Consider the following 15,274-nt stretch of genomic DNA (forward strand, 5'->3'; position numbering starts at 1 on the left):
GTCCACCTCCTAATCCTTGGTTAACCGCCAAATGCTGTACCCAATTTCTCCGGCAAGCATGGTGCAGATATTAAAGAGAATGCAGCCTAGTATCATGGTAGGGACAGTAGACTGCCACGGGTTTCGCGCTGCGAAAGTACTTACAATATCAAACCCCCAGATAAAGAGCGCGGTAAAGCCAATGGAGCTGCGATCGCGCATTCCAGCAGTTTTGTAATCCCGCCAGATTTCTCCTACGAGGTCAATTTTTCCGCTTGGTTTTTGCTCCAAGTCATACTGCATATGGTCTTGCAGCTCGCGGCGGGCGCTATCAGGATTTTTCCCGCGTAGGCTATACGCTTCAAGCACTTGAATGCCTACAGCAATAAGGAACGCCAGATAAAATAAGGGGTTAAACACGGCGTAGGGGACGTTAAGCCATGACCAGGACGGCTCAAACCACGGTAAAAGCGCAGGTTGGCCAAACACGGTCTGCCAGACGCTATCAGTGCTCACGGCGGCACCGATTAAAAAAAGTGCTCCTCCTACGACCGCACGCCCAGTGCCGCCGTTACTCACAAATTGGCTCACAATCGCAGCGGCAAACCGAATGGGAAGCCCCAGCACGAACACGATGACTTTGGCAATGACATCAATCAGTTCGCCGACGCTTCGTTTTTTCTCGTGGGAGTTTTCTTTACTTCCTCCCTCACCTTTATTGGCACCTAATGCCATCTCATTCTTTCCTCCTTGTGCTCACTCCTTTTATTGCCTCGACCCCCTGGCAAATGTCACCGTAGGCGGGAGTACGCTTCCACTTCCACACGCTATCAGCAATTTCCCCAATACAGCGTCCGGCGGCATCATACACCGTCACGGTTTCACCTTCCTGGTAGAGTGTGGTGTCAGGGCGGGGGTCACGGTTGTTATCAAGATAGTTGGTAATGCGTAGGCGCTGGCTGATTGGCATGACTCCTGATTGAGCAAGGGCGGTGCTTGTCGTCTCTCGTTCTTTGATGCGGAGGCGTTTTAAGGATTCGCTCTCTTCTACCATGTGAGCATCCAATTGAATCTGTACTTTCTGCTGTTCAGCCTTCACGTAGGCAGTAAGGCGTGCGCCTAAGGGAAGAAATAGCGGCAGTACACTAATGGCACCGCCTAGTAAGGCAAGGCTACATTGTTTGCGATACATCGTAATTTAGGCGGGACAGTCCCGCCTCACCATACGTTATGAATTAGCGATCGCTTTTAATAAGGCTTGTTTCTGCGTGAGCGATAGTTCATACAGGCGATTGACGACTTCCTCGGCTTCTTCACTTGGTGGTACGTCTGCTTCGTGCTGCATCCACGCTTCATGTGCAATACGGCTTATAAGCCAGAGTGCATCAGGTTCGGTGAGGCGCTCTAAGTTGTCGCCCCAAGTTTCTGCAATATCAGTAATTAAAGCAATCGTGTAGTCACAACTCCAATAGCCTAATGGTTTTGTTCCCATGACGCGCTGCTCCTTATATATATAGATAAAGCAATTAACGGGAGTGTTCTTGCTGGTAGGCGTTGACGGCATTCTCTAGGGTTTTACGCAGCCAGTAGGCGGGCGTGATGCCATGTGTTTCTGCAATCAAGAGAATTGAAGGAATTAAATGTTGTGGCACGTTGTAATTAAGCCGCATCGGTTGTGTGTCGAGCTTCATGAAGCGAGTCCTTCGGTGGTGGTGAAGAAAAAAGGTGGTGCATTTCTGCTAAGGCAATCGTTCCTGGATCTTCAGGAATTAAGATATGCTCATTGGGAATTCCTGCCTGGCGTAGGTAGTCTCTTACGAGCATTCGCACCGGAGCGATCGCAAAGCCGCCGCCACAGAGTGTAACGGGGTGTCGCCTCCCGCTAGTTGCTAAGGTTTCAAGGGCGTAGGTAAGCGGGGAATCCTTCATCCACTGCCTTATCGCTACGCTTAATACGTCACCAATATCGTGCCCCTCTGCGGTGTAGGCGTGAATTCCTCCCTGGTCATCAAGGGTTGAAGTTTCAAGAATGTCTTTTATCTGTGAGGGACGCATCACCCGCGCGGCATCAACGGTAGAAAGCTGCTCGGCAAAGACTCGCAGTAACGTCACAATCCCACCACCGCCATGCGGGTTACACATGCCGCGTTTAGGTAGGCTACCAAGGTTGTCATACTCCGTGAGGGTGGCGGTACCAAACCCGATATCAAAGGTGTAAAACGTGTGTGTTGCTACATCAACCTCACGTAGGCGCTGCTGGGTAAACAGTGCCGCACCATAGCCTTCTGGAAAGCCTACGCAGCCTGCCCGCGAAAACGAGAGACGATACTTTACCCCATCCACCACAATCCAGCGGCACTGCTCAATGGCACTATGTAACGTGCGCGGTGACGCAAGCGAGAGCGTTGAGAGATGAATATGTAGTGTGCGCTTACTTTTATGGGTGCCTGTAGAAAACTCCTCTAGATAAGGAAGCGAGGCAATCGCCCCCAGTGCTAACACCGGAAAATAGGCGACTTTATGGTCTGCTCGCTCGGTCATAGTGACAAAATCTTTTCCTTGAAAGCGAGCGCTACTGCCTACGACCCAGTGCTCCACAATCTCATTGTGCTGATCATCAACGGTTCGCGCCATACTAAATGCGCCGCGTTCCCCGTAGGGAAGACTCTCAACAGGGCAGACCAGTGAATCTAGCGTCATTACAGGAGTAGAGCGTGTAGACGTTCTAGCTTGAAACTTAATACGGGAGCGCCCCGCATCAATCACGCAGTATAGATGTGTCTTAGGCCGCGTGGTGCGCGTTCGCTTTGGTGGCACCACGGCGGCATCGTCAATGAAATTGCTCATGTCGATACTGGCACACGGTAACCCGTGTGCAGAATGTATATCGTACTACAAAAGAGTGAGGCGTGTTGCATGGCAACAACACGCGGGTATGGCTGTTGCAAAGGGGAGTTGCAGGCGTGAAACCATGATGCAACCGTTGCTGCAACGTTGCACTGCAACAACGTGCTGCACGGTATTAAGTGGCTGTAGGTGGCTTACCCTTTGATAAGCCAGTGTCGATTGCTATTACTAAGTACTATAGCGGACTGCTCCGCTAGTCCGCATGAGCGTTACAAAAAGTTATATATACCTCTGTGGCGTTGTATTGTAGAGTAGCGACGTATAGTAAAGGGAGGTAGTCGCATTTCCTCCTATGACAGAAGAAAAAGAAAAAGTATATCTTCGTACACGAGTGCCAAAAGACGTTCACCGCGCATTTAAAAAGGCATCAGTTGACGAAGGACGCACAATGGAAGAAATCGCTGCTGAATTAATACAAGAGTGGCTTGACGAGCGAAGTCTGGACTACTCATCTGTGACTACTCATCACGATGTCCTTGCGGCGACTCATTTTTTGTCCATGCTTGCTCATGGCATACGTCCGTCAAGTAGTGACATACATGAAGTAGCACAAGCAACTAACATTGAAGAAGAACTTCTACATCTTCTGTGCACAAAAGTGTTTCACGATACCTCAATGACATAACATTCATAAAGCATTACCCATTTCATCACGGTGGTAGTGCCTTACCCCACCATGTACTTCACCGCCCACTCATTCCTACGGCAGATGGTGTTTGTTCTTTACTGATACTTTAAAAAATCTTCTTAAGCGCTTTACCTCGTGTGGGCACGCAGCGGCTAGCACCCTTTCCTCCTAAGGTGTGAACGCCTTACGCCATCTAACTTTAGAAATATTTAGCCCTAAACACGAAGATAACTCCATCGGAATAAGCCCTCTGGAGTTATACTTACAGTTAACCATTGAACAAAAACTTGCATACACGAGTACTAGCTCGGTCGTATGCTATTTCTTCTTGTATTGTAGCAGTCAAGGAGTAAAACGCGACGTGCTGTTCTTTGTCATTTCCTCACCATACTTTCTACTTTCAACGGTATAGTGCGCCATCTGGACAAAGAACAAGAATGTTACCTTTTTTCTCTGGCTCGTAAGAAGATAGCATTTACTACTTAAGAGTGCTCGTGTGTGCGGGGAAGGAGTCTCTCATGTCCGCCCATGCGCCCCTGTCTGTTGCATCGTCTGTGGATTCCACTGCACCACCTACGAGCTTCTCTACCTTTGACGAATTTAAGGCATTTATTTGTGAGCTATGCTGTGAAAAAAGCGGGATTGACCCTCTCCTTTTTGAGGCATGTGTGGAATTTCATGAAGCACTTGAGGTCACCGCAGGGCATGATGCTGTCACGCCTATTCACGAAGAATTAGGCTGGGAGCTTCGCCGCTTTCGGCATTCCTTAGACAATGCACCGCTTTACGCCGCTTTTTTCCGTAATGAAGATGGGTCGCTGTGGCAGGCAATCGTGAGCATCTGGGATGAAGAAAAAGAGCGCCCGTATCGCTATAGTGCGCCTAAGGAAAACGGCGATCGCTTGTTTTTACCTCCTATCCCTTCCGCAATTCGGCAGAAGATAAGCGATCGCTATGGGGTTGAGGTGCCGCTTGAGGGAAGCTTTTGGGAGTGGGCACGCTCTGCCCCCATTCCCCGACTGCTCACCGAAGGAGCCAAAAAAAGTTTAGCGGCGCTCTCAGAAGGGTATCTTACCCTTGCCTTATATGGCTGTACCTGTGGGGTAAGTACGTCTCGTTACGGTAAGCGTGTAGCTCCCTACCTTAAATCAGATATTCACGCTTTTGCCTTTGAGAAAAGTCAATGGCTCTTTGCCTTTGACCGCGATCAAAAACCAAGTGCCATGAAAGCCGTTGCCCTTGGAAAGCGGCGGTTAACCAGTGCATTACACGACGTGCACTGCCTCGTAGACGATATTGTATGGACAGCCACTGAAGGAAAAGGCATTGATGATGTTATCGTTGGCGGTGGTACTGCATTTTTTGATGCGATGTATCAGAAGGCGTTGCAACGCCTTGAGCACGCATTTACCAATCCCTACGCTGAAAAAGCCACACGCATTCCTAAACCAGACATCTTTGCTACTTCGATTGCCGAAGACTATACGGGAAAGCTCTTGTGGAATGACGCGCATAAAACCTGGATGTGGTATGAGCTACACCAAAAAGGTGTATGGAGTGTCGTCAATGACCACTACATTGACACACAGATTCAGCGTCTCCTGCAAGGGCGCGGTATTAGGGGCTATGGCAGTGATGCCTATATTGTCAACATTCGTAAATTCTTAAGCCGAGAGCTAGTCACTTTTGACTGGGATGAGCGCGAAGGAATACTGCCCTTTGTCGATGGTATTGTCGTAATTGCTACAGGAGATTTTGCACCACACTCGCCAGAGAATCGGCTCACGTGGTGTTTACCACGAAAGTACCATACGCCACTGGTTGCTGATTGGGGGGAAATTCGAGCGTGGCTCAAAGAGGGGTGGCCCCACCCTACAGATCAAGAGTTACTGCTCTGCTTTGCAGCAGCAGTAGTGCGGGGGCGCTACGATTTACAGAAGTTTTTGTACATGGTCGGCACAGGCGGCAGTGGCAAAGGCACCTACACGCGTCTATTACAGCAGGTCTTAGGCGAGCGTAACACCTGGGCTGGAAAGATTGAGCAGCTCGCTGATAAAAATGATTGTGCACGGCTCATCAATAAAAAATTAGCCGTCTTTGCTGACCAAGATAAGGTGACCAGTGGCTTACAGTTTTTTAAGAACTTAACGGGGCAAGATGAGCTGACTGCCAAGCGGCTCTATAAAGACGGGTTTAACTTTATCTTTAAAGGATTAGCCTTAATTACCGCCAATGCGCCAGCATTGTTGGGGGCTGGAAGCTGGATGAAGCGCCGTGCCTTAGTCGTCAACTGTATCCACCAGCCAACCCACGAGAAAAATCTTGACGCGCTCTTTGCCCCAGAACTTGCGGCGTTTACTCGCTACCTGTTAAGCATCTCCAACGATCGCATTAACCAGGTGCTTCGTGATGATCGTCCCAGTAGCGGAGAAGTCACCGCTGCATTTTGGGAGATGGCACAACGCCAAGATTCTATCGCTGCCTGGATTGATGAGTGTCTTGTCTTTGAAGAGGGGGCGTTTACTCAAGGAGGCAATAACAAGGATGAGTGGTCAACGCCTCCCTATGACCCCCAGAGCAGTACGCTTTTTGGCTCCTACCACCATTTCTGCCGCAAGACAGGACTACAAGGCAAAAGCCTCAATAACTTTGCCCCTGAGCTAGAAGAGATGTGCCAGAAGGTGTTAGGGAAAAAGTTTGTCCGCCGCATTCGCAGCAGCACCCGCCGTGGCTTTTACGGCATTCGCCTACGACGTGAAGGGGAGCCACGACTGTATGACACCCTACTGCCGTTTCCTGACAACCCCAGTGACAGCTTCAGTGACGACCTAAAACCCTTATCTGGTAAGGAGAGTGACGACCATGACGACCTTTTTCAAGAAAAAATATCAGACAATATTGAACAAGACGTAGGTAGCATCTTTCAAGAGTCGCCTACAGAAGACAGTGCCATTCCACTAGATTCTCAAGAAACAATAGGAGAAGGTCGTCATAGTTGTCATGATGAAGCCTCAACCCTTGATGCCGTAGGCGTTATGGCGAGTGACGACCTTTCACCATGTGAGGTGTCACCTACGCCTACGACTACCCCACCGTGTTCTTCTTCCTGGCTCCGTGAACTTACTACTGGCACACGGATACGGTTTCAGCATGAGGAAGTGCAAGGCTGGCGTAACGGGGTGCTTCAGGAGATAGTCTTTGAGTCTGGGTTTTTTGTAAAAGTAGTAGTGAAGGCTAATTTTAAGAAACGAGGCGAGTGGAGAGAACGCACCTACACCGTGGCACGGGAGGATTGGCTACAGCCTCGCAGATGATCCACACCATCAACACACAATTTTTGGACTACGCAGAAACGTTTCATACCGTGTAATCGCGTCTTACGCTACTGCACCTCTTGTGGCCGCCATTTATCGTTATATAGCAATCAATCCTTGAATACTATGCATCATTCTCATGAAGGAGTTGAGTCACTTGCTGAAATGATTGCACGCTTAGTGTGCGACTATGAAGCACGACAAGCAGCTGAAGGACAAAAGAAGTCAGCTACACCCGCAGCCTTACCTCTACCACTTTCCCCTCATTCACCACCGCGCACATAATGCACTCCCGCAGCAGGCGTTTTTTGTCCACAGGGTTTTGTATCCCTTTCCAAAAATCCTTGTTGCGGAAGGCAGCGATAATCCGTTCTCGGCTGAACAGCTGCGCGTGGCTGGTTCTTTCGTCACTATCAAGCAGCTCAATAATTTGCAGGCGTAGCTCCTCTTTGGCTGTCTCAATCGCAGGGTTATGACCAGGAATAGATTCCAGCGTTTGCAGTTGCGATCGCAACTCCAGTAATTCTTTACTGTCTGTGGTGGGCGTGCTGGGTTGTTCCCCCAGCACCGCAATGCGTTCAGCTTCTTTGACAAGAAAGTCAACGATTTGGTCTTCCAACTCAAAATTGGTGATTGCCGTTTTATGCTGGCACATCCCATTTTTTAAATAGTAGGTGCATTGGTAATATGATTTGAATCTGTTATCTCTTCTGCTTTGATAGGTTGCCACCTTGACGAATCTGGCATGGCATTGTGCACAGACTATTAGCCCTTGGAAAATATTTAGTTTTTGTGGATCGCTGTTCCCATGTGATGCCCACGAATTTTTGCGATTACCGCGAATAATAGCTTTAATTTCTTGGTGTTGTTGAAAGGTAATTAATGTTTGGTCGTCGTGGGTGTTCCAAAACACGCCAATGTCATCGAATGACTTTTTACTCCCATTTTCGTTCAGCGTGCCATAAGGAGTACCGCCAGCCAGCACAGGATTCGTTAACCAATCCCGAATGCCCGTAGCCGTCCATCTTAGCCCTGAGTAGGGGTAACGCAGCCCCGCATAAGACTTTTCATCTATTTTTTTCTTGATTGTTTTTTGGGTCAGCGAATCATCTTCATCAATTGAGTAGTGACCGGATTTTTTGACATATTTGTCTGCACATTTTGACGTGATACCAAATAATTCATTTAAGCTTTTTGCGGTTTGGGTGCAGCTCCCAACCTGATAAAAAGTTTTCAATACAAGTTGCCCTACTTCCACCACCGATAACTCTTGCTTGGTCTCAAGCAGACAAATGCACGGGTCATTATTAAACACATATTTGTCTGCCTTCACTTTGTACCCAAACGGCGCATAAAAATTACTTTTCTTTTCTTTGCGCCGGAGTTCACGCTCTTTACGAATTCGTAAGCCGAGCATTTTCACTTCATGCTTGGCGACATCTAACCGAATATCAACTGTTAATTCTCCCCCCACTGAATCTAAGTCGAAGGGATCATCTAAGGCAATTGGTTTTATTTTTTTCTTTTGAAGTTCACTGATAAGTTTGTAAAAGATTACTTGTGATGCGGCAACTCGATCGATGCGGGTAAATGTTAAGAATTTGACCTTGTGGTGAGCGGGGAGTTCTTGAACGGCTTTAATTAATTTCAACAGACCCTTACGGTCATGCTTGGTACGTTTATCAATATCGAAAAAAATTTTACTTACCCCAGTATCTCTTAACCGTTGCATTTGTTTGAGAAGCGCATCCTTGTCCTGCGCTTGCTCATCAGTCGATACTCTCGCATACCCCCACGACTCAAAATCCGCAGCATCCATACAAAGTAATCTTTGTCTCGACTACAAAACTTACTTTACACTATAAACGTAGCTTGTACCAAACCTTCTAAAAATTGGAGCGCAATTTTAGAAGCTAAAACAGTAGCTCTTGGAGCTAACTGCAGCACATCCTCCACCAAACCGCTATGGTCTGGCTCAGTGTGGCTGACAATAATGTAATCAATAGTCTTGGGGTTGACCAGACTTTTCAGCGTTTCTAAATACAGTTCTCGAAACTTCTGGTGAGAAGTATCAACCAAAACTGTTTGCTCACCCCTAATTAAATAGGAATTGTAAGTCGTTCCATTTTGCAGTCCGAATTCGATATCGAAGCGATCGCGATCCCAGTCAAGAGAGCGAATCGCCGTGGTGTTAGGGGCAATTTCTACAGTTTGTATAGTTAGCCGATGCTGAACGTTCTCTGCGATCGCTACCATTAATTCGTCTCCGAGCGCAAAACAACAATATTTCTGTCTGCACCCATTCTCCCTATAAGTGTCCCTTTGCGTTGTAATGCAGATTAGTTTTTATAAAAATCGAGTTGTAGCAATTGTTGCTCTTTTTCAGCATATTTTTTGACTACAAAAATATACTAAAAATCTCATAATTTTTCAGGTATAAAGTATTAAATATTGATATTTATTGACTTAATTTAAAATCCCAAACTTATCATACATATCATTTGCATTTTGAAAATCATTTCGTAACAAAAAGCATAAAGTTTTATACCGATGTATCTAGCTTTTAGATTTTATGCTTGTTATTACTTAGTATTCATACACAATTAACTTCACAATTAATAGCTAATCTTGCTTATAGGATAATTTTTGCTTTTTAGTAAATCGCACCAGCTTGTAGCAAAATATTCTTAATTACTGGATGTTTCTGCCCTGTGTATTCAGCAAAATATAAAGCTGTTTCACCATTTTCGGTTCTCATATTCACATTCGCACCAGAGCGAATCAAAGTTCGCATTGCCCAAGCTTTAGAGCGTAGAACAGCTTTCATTAATGGAGTTAACCCATCTGTAGCAAACTGATTAACATCTATCCCAGAAGATACTAAAAGATTAATTAACCTAATATTACCAATCTCGGCTGCCAGATGAATTTCTGTTCCTTTCCAACAACCATATTGAGCGCCAGCTTTCCAGAGTATTTTTGTAAAAACTTGTGGAATAACTGAATCTAAAACCACATAATTTAAAACTGTATATCCTTCCTGGTCTTTATAGTTGATGTCAGCACCAGCACGAATCAGTGCCCGCAATGCCCTAGCTTGAAAAGCATACATGCCAATTGCTGACATCAAGGGTGTTTTTCCATCTTCATTGAGTCGATTTAAATCAACTCCTAATTCTGCCAGCAATTCGATCATTTTTACATTGCCACCAACAACAGCACAATGGACAGCAGTACTACCATCTTCATTTAAAGAATTTATATCTAAACCTTGTGCGACTAACTGACGCACTGTAGTTGTGTCACCCTCCATAACAGCATCGAAGAATTTTTGTAAGGATTTATTTTCTCGTCGCTGTTTGCGAATAACCGCTTTTGGTAATTCTCGTTCGGCATATTCAATTTCTTCCAAATCTGTAATTAAAGGAAGCAGATAATCACAAATTTCCTGATATCCTTCATAGACTGCTACTGACAGCGGACTCATGTATCCATCATAGTCAATCCACAAATTTGGATCTGCACCAGCTTCTACCAAGTAACGAACAATCCTGACTTCATCTGCTCTAGCAGCAGCAATCAAAGGTGTTCCCCAATCTGTGCGGAGATTTAAGTAAGCACCAGCCGCAATCAAAACCTCTACAATTTTGATATCTTTACTCCAGACTCCATGAGCAAGAGCATTAGATAGAGAATGCCCATCAAACTTTTGGATTGCTAATATTTGTTGTACAATATTCAGCCTTCCCAAGCGGGCAGCCATTTCTAAAGCTTCTTGAAAATAGCGAATTTCATATTTATCAGATTTTCTAGTAATAGCTCGAACTAGAATTTGTTTTAGTTCTGTATCCGTTTCTTCTAATAACCACAGTGGTTGCCATTGATGAGGTTGGATTTGCCCATATTCCATTGGCAGCGTTACACCGTGATAAGAATAAAGCCCATTACCATCAATAAATTTAACCGATGCTTCTCCTTCTGCATGAAGGAGATTTTCTGAATTAAACAAGAACTGAGTCGGGTGATCGCAAACTAAACAGACTGTTTCAAAAGGAATAATCCAACCACAAGATTTAACCAGTTTTTGAAATACATCCCAGGCAAATTCATCATAAGGCTGAAATAGCCTATGACTTACCACAGAAAAATGAAAATCGAAGAATCCACCTTTACAAGCATACGAGTGGAGTGGCACAAACCAATAAAAGTCATAGCTAGATGAAAATAATTGCGATTTACCTTCTAAAAAGAAATCCTTTAAACTTTCTGATAACTGCCTGTCTAATTCCGAATTTCCATCTACGCGCAATTGAGAATTAATAAATTCATCCCAATGACCAATAACATTTTCGTTATTTATATACAATTTCTCGTGCAGCTTGCCTATTAATTTCGTTGCGTGTGCTAAACCATCTTCAGTAAAGTAAGGATGTTCATATAGTGGTTTTGCTGCTATCGCTGCTGCATATAAACTATCAAATAATTGAATTTTTGGGGTTGGTAATTTTAGCAATTCATAGACAGATTGAACTGCTTCAATAGCCTCTTGGGGGTTAATTCTATTTGTCGAAAATGCTATGTCATACCACTTGTCCCGGTAACTTGGCATTAAAGATTTTTGTTCAGGTGTAATTTCATCCACAAACGCCATAATCTTAACCAAATGCGACTATTGTTGTTTATTTGAGTGGAATTTTCATACTCAAATCCAACCACTTAGACTGTGTAATCGGTGCGCTACTAGAAATATAATCAACACCAGTCTGTGCCACAGCCCGAATCGTTTCCAAAGTCACATTACCTGAAGCTTCAATTTTTATGTAACTATATTCTTTGCGAATCAACTTCACCGCAACAGACATCATGTCTAAAGACATATTATCCAACATAATAATGTCAGCTTTATGCTCTAGCGCTTCTTTCACCTGCTCTAAAGTTTCCGTCTCTACCTCTATTGTCAGCGGATAAGGAATCTGCGAACGGATGCGTGTAATTGCTGCGCCAATTCCCCCAGCCGCCGCAATGTGATTATCCTTAATCATTACCGCATCATCCAGCCCCATGCGATGATTAATCGCTCCTCCCACAGCCGTTGCATATTTTTCCAACAACCTCAGCCCTGGTATGGTTTTGCGCGTATCCACTAACTGAGCAGGTAAATCCGCAATTTGCTCTACATATTTATTAGTGAGAGTTGCAATCCCGCTCAAACGCATAGCTAAGTTAAGAGCAACTCTTTCCCCCATCAGCAGCGCATCCAACGAACCATGAATTTCCGCTACTACTTCTCCTGGTTCGCACCATGCACCTTCATCTTTCATCGGCGCAAAGCTAACTTTCTCATTTAAAAGCTGAAATACCCTAGCTGCAACAGGTAACCCTGCAATAATTCCTGGAGCTTTCGCTATCCATTTAGCGGTTCCTGGCGTGACATCCTTAGCTAATAGGCTGTTCGTTGTGCGATCGCCTCGACCAATATCCTCCAACAACCAGCCATGCAACAGAGGATCTAAAACCAGCCAAGGTGGCAAAACACCAAACTTGCTCACAACTTTATTGCTTCCTTCTCAACTTCCAAGGAATACTATAGCTTAAAACCCTTGCTGTATAGGGATTACAATAGATGAAAACCCCGACGAAAAAAAATTTTTTCCAAAAAAAGTTGACAAACCAAAGGAGGCTCGATATATTAGATAAGTGCCTGAGAGCGGAGCGCGAAAAGCGGCGCTGGTAGGGACACCGAACCTTGAAAATCATATAGTTTGAAAGCCAGTATATAACATATACCCTGCGTCAGTAAAGAGAATTACCAGACTGAGGTATAAATCAGTCGAATAAGAGCTAAACGAACTTTATCTACAAAATGGAGAGTTTGATCCTGGCTCAGGATGAACGCTGGCGGTATGCTTAACACATGCAAGTCGAACGGTCTCTTCGGAGATAGTGGCGGACGGGTGAGTAACGCGTGAGAATCTAGCTTCAGGTCGGGGACAACCACTGGAAACGGTGGCTAATACCGGATGTGCCGAAAGGTGAAAGATTTATTGCCTGAAGATGAGCTCGCGTCTGATTAGCTAGTAGGTGTGGTAAGAGCGCACCTAGGCGACGATCAGTAGCTGGTCTGAGAGGATGATCAGCCACACTGGGACTGAGACACGGCCCAGACTCCTACGGGAGGCAGCAGTGGGGAATTTTCCGCAATGGGCGAAAGCCTGACGGAGCAATACCGCGTGAGGGAGGAAGGCTCTTGGGTTGTAAACCTCTTTTCTCAGGGAAGAAAAAAATGACGGTACCTGAGGAATAAGCATCGGCTAACTCCGTGCCAGCAGCCGCGGTAATACGGAGGATGCAAGCGTTATCCGGAATGATTGGGCGTAAAGCGTCCGCAGGTGGCTATGTAAGTCTGCTGTTAAAGAGTGAGGCTCAACCTCATAAGAGCAGTGGAAACTACATAGCTAGAGTGCGTTCGGGGCAGAGGGAATTCCTGGTGTAGCGGTGAAATGCGTAGAGATCAGGAAGAACACCGGTGGCGAAAGCGCTCTGCTAGGCCGCAACTGACACTGAGGGACGAAAGCTAGGGGAGCGAATGGGATTAGATACCCCAGTAGTCCTAGCCGTAAACGATGGATACTAGGCGTGGCTTGTATCGACCCGAGCCGTGCCGGAGCTAACGCGTTAAGTATCCCGCCTGGGGAGTACGCACGCAAGTGTGAAACTCAAAGGAATTGACGGGGGCCCGCACAAGCGGTGGAGTATGTGGTTTAATTCGATGCAACGCGAAGAACCTTACCAAGACTTGACATGTCGCGAACCCTCTGGAAAGGGAGGGGTGCCTTCGGGAGCGCGAACACAGGTGGTGCATGGCTGTCGTCAGCTCGTGTCGTGAGATGTTGGGTTAAGTCCCGCAACGAGCGCAACCCTCGTTTTTAGTTGCCAGCATTAAGTTGGGCACTCTAGAGAGACTGCCGGTGACAAACCGGAGGAAGGTGGGGATGACGTCAAGTCAGCATGCCCCTTACGTCTTGGGCTACACACGTACTACAATGCTACGGACAAAGGGCAGCGAGCTAGCGATAGCAAGCAAATCTCATAAACCGTGGCTCAGTTCAGATCGCAGGCTGCAACTCGCCTGCGTGAAGGAGGAATCGCTAGTAATTGCAGGTCAGCATACTGCAGTGAATTCGTTCCCGGGCCTTGTACACACCGCCCGTCACACCATGGAAGCTGGCAACGCCCGAAGTCATTACTCCAACCATTCGTGGGGGAGGATGCCGAAGGCAGTGCTGGTGACTGGGGTGAAGTCGTAACAAGGTAGCCGTACCGGAAGGTGTGGCTGGATCACCTCCTTTTAGGGAGACCTACCCAACTTTGAAATCGAAAGCAAACAGTGAATAGAGACAAAGATGGTCTACTCTAGGTCGGTCGAGATTGATGAAGAACTTTCAAAGTATTGTGTGTTCGGTAAATAAAAATGATTGCAAACATCAAAAGGTAAAATCAGCAATTGACTCTTTGTTTAAATAGTCAAACTGCTGGAATAATTCCAGCCAGAACCTTGAAAACTGCATAGTAACGCGATAGAAAGCAGGCAGACACAGGCACGAATAGTGTTGGTGAATGCAAGTTGGAAAACCAATGGAATAGTGGTCAAGCTAATAAGGGCTGATGGTGGATACCTAGGCACACAGAGGCGAAGAAGGACGTGGTTACCGACGAAATGCTCCGGGGAGTTGGAAGCAGACTGTGAGCCGGAGATATCCGAATGGGGGAACCCTAAATACTACCTGCTGAATATATAGGCAGGAAAGAGCCAACCCAGCGAATTGAAACATCTTAGTAGCTGGAGGAAGAGAAATCAAATTAGAGATTCCCTAAGTAGTGGTGAGCGAAAGGGGAAGAGCCTAAACCAGAGGGTTTACCTTCTGGGGTAGTGGGACAGCGAGAACGAATCTAGCGGTTAGACGAAGCAGCTAAATACTGCACCAAAGAAGGTGAAAGTCCTGTAGTCAAAAACTCAAGGATAGGAGCTGAATCCCGAGTAGCATGGGGCACGAGGAATCCCATGTGAATCAGCGAGGACCACCTCGTAAGGCTAAATACTACTGTGTGACCGATAGTGAACCAGTACCGCGAGGGAAAGGTGAAAAGAACCCCGGAAGGGGAGTGAAATAGAACATGAAACCATCAGCTTACAAGCAGTGGGAGTCCGATTAAACGGATGACCGCGTGCCTGTTGAAGAATGAGCCGGCGACTTATAGGCACTGGTAGGTTAAAGCGAGAATGCTGGAGCCAAAGCGAAAGCGAGTCTGAAGAGGGCGATAATCAGTGTTTATAGACCCGAACCCTGGTGATCTAACCATGTCCAGGATGAAGCTTGGGTAACACCAAGTGGAGGTCCGAACCGACCGATGTTGAAAAATCGGCGGATGAGGTGTGGTTAGGGGT

The 15,274-nt window shown here is 46.3% G+C and carries 10 protein-coding genes, 2 rRNA genes and 1 pseudogene (1 of these 13 cut by a window edge); 4 read left to right on the forward strand and 9 right to left on the reverse strand.

The features are described 5' to 3' along the window. Positions 1-9 precede the first annotated feature (9 nt). Genes AACU25_RS22480 through AACU25_RS22500 form a run of 5 tightly spaced genes read right to left on the reverse strand, consistent with a single transcriptional unit; the run spans position 10 to position 2,121 of the window. Complete coding sequence (locus tag AACU25_RS22480) at positions 10-714, reverse strand: hypothetical protein (RefSeq protein ID WP_096579447.1); 705 nt, start codon at positions 712-714, stop codon at positions 10-12. Between the two features lies 1 nt (position 715). Further along, positions 716-1,171: a hypothetical protein gene (locus AACU25_RS22485; protein WP_096579449.1), complete on the reverse strand. Its 456-nt coding sequence runs from the start codon at positions 1,169-1,171 to the stop codon at positions 716-718. Between the two features lie 36 nt (positions 1,172-1,207). Beyond that, on the reverse strand, positions 1,208-1,471 hold the full coding sequence (locus AACU25_RS22490) for a hypothetical protein (RefSeq protein ID WP_096579451.1): 264 nt from the start codon (positions 1,469-1,471) through the stop codon (positions 1,208-1,210). A gap of 34 nt (positions 1,472-1,505) precedes the next feature. Next, positions 1,506-1,649 carry a hypothetical protein gene (locus tag AACU25_RS22495; RefSeq protein WP_190445840.1) on the reverse strand — a complete coding sequence of 48 codons (144 nt, stop codon included), beginning with the start codon at positions 1,647-1,649 and terminating at the stop codon, positions 1,506-1,508. Further along, a complete protein-coding gene (locus tag AACU25_RS22500) occupies positions 1,639-2,121 on the reverse strand; it encodes a hypothetical protein (protein WP_190445830.1) in 483 nt (160 codons plus the stop codon). The genes AACU25_RS22495 and AACU25_RS22500 overlap by 11 nt, the downstream gene beginning before the upstream one ends. A 1,057-nt stretch (positions 2,122-3,178) precedes the next feature. Here AACU25_RS22500 and AACU25_RS22505 point away from each other — a divergent pair. Continuing rightward, entirely contained in the window at positions 3,179-3,511 is a 333-nt protein-coding gene (locus AACU25_RS22505; protein WP_096579454.1) for a hypothetical protein, read from the forward strand. A 521-nt stretch (positions 3,512-4,032) separates the two neighbouring features. Further along, positions 4,033-6,828, forward strand: coding sequence for a DUF3854 domain-containing protein (locus tag AACU25_RS22510; RefSeq protein WP_096579456.1), 2,796 nt, complete (start codon positions 4,033-4,035; stop codon positions 6,826-6,828). 229 nt (positions 6,829-7,057) lie between these two features. On the opposite strand, the gene xisF is transcribed toward AACU25_RS22510, so the two are convergent. The 4 genes and pseudogenes from xisF to nadC all read right to left on the reverse strand — a co-directional run bounded on the left by xisF (position 7,058) and on the right by nadC (position 12,377). Then, positions 7,058-8,647, reverse strand: a complete 1,590-nt coding sequence (xisF, locus tag AACU25_RS22515) for a fdxN element excision recombinase XisF (RefSeq protein WP_096579458.1) — start codon at positions 8,645-8,647, stop codon at positions 7,058-7,060. Between the two features lie 44 nt (positions 8,648-8,691). Next, positions 8,692-9,084: pseudogene (locus AACU25_RS22520) on the reverse strand (oxygen-binding di-iron domain-containing protein); the annotation flags it as partial. Positions 9,085-9,481: 397 nt separating this feature from the next. Continuing rightward, complete coding sequence (locus tag AACU25_RS22525; protein WP_096579460.1) at positions 9,482-11,479, reverse strand: ankyrin repeat domain-containing protein; 1,998 nt, start codon at positions 11,477-11,479, stop codon at positions 9,482-9,484. A 28-nt stretch (positions 11,480-11,507) separates the two neighbouring features. Continuing rightward, positions 11,508-12,377: a carboxylating nicotinate-nucleotide diphosphorylase gene (gene nadC, locus AACU25_RS22530; RefSeq protein ID WP_096579462.1), complete on the reverse strand. Its 870-nt coding sequence runs from the start codon at positions 12,375-12,377 to the stop codon at positions 11,508-11,510. A gap of 311 nt (positions 12,378-12,688) precedes the next feature. On the opposite strand from nadC, the gene AACU25_RS22535 reads away from it, so the two are divergent. Further along, a 16S ribosomal RNA gene (locus AACU25_RS22535) occupies positions 12,689-14,177 on the forward strand. Between the two features lie 296 nt (positions 14,178-14,473). Beyond that, positions 14,474-15,274 (forward strand): 23S ribosomal RNA (locus AACU25_RS22540) (it continues 2,022 nt past the right edge of the window). The 16S and 23S rRNA genes sit together here, the layout of an rRNA operon.

It is taken from the genome of Tolypothrix tenuis PCC 7101, assembly GCF_963874875.1.
Classification (GTDB): Bacteria; Cyanobacteriota; Cyanobacteriia; order Cyanobacteriales; family Nostocaceae; genus Aulosira; species Aulosira tenue.

Coding starts and splice junctions, on each gene's coding strand:
- AACU25_RS22480 (WP_096579447.1), bottom strand. CDS start 714: ATGGCATTAGGTGCCAATAAAGGTGAGGGAGGAAGTAAAGAAAACTCC.
- AACU25_RS22485 (WP_096579449.1), bottom strand. CDS start 1,171: ATGTATCGCAAACAATGTAGCCTTGCCTTACTAGGCGGTGCCATTAGT.
- AACU25_RS22490 (WP_096579451.1), bottom strand. CDS start 1,471: ATGGGAACAAAACCATTAGGCTATTGGAGTTGTGACTACACGATTGCT.
- AACU25_RS22495 (WP_190445840.1), bottom strand. CDS start 1,649: ATGCGGCTTAATTACAACGTGCCACAACATTTAATTCCTTCAATTCTC.
- AACU25_RS22500 (WP_190445830.1), bottom strand. CDS start 2,121: ATGTGTAACCCGCATGGCGGTGGTGGGATTGTGACGTTACTGCGAGTC.
- AACU25_RS22505 (WP_096579454.1), top strand. CDS start 3,179: ATGACAGAAGAAAAAGAAAAAGTATATCTTCGTACACGAGTGCCAAAA.
- AACU25_RS22510 (WP_096579456.1), top strand. CDS start 4,033: ATGTCCGCCCATGCGCCCCTGTCTGTTGCATCGTCTGTGGATTCCACT.
- xisF (WP_096579458.1), bottom strand. CDS start 8,647: ATGGATGCTGCGGATTTTGAGTCGTGGGGGTATGCGAGAGTATCGACT.
- AACU25_RS22525 (WP_096579460.1), bottom strand. CDS start 11,479: ATGGCGTTTGTGGATGAAATTACACCTGAACAAAAATCTTTAATGCCA.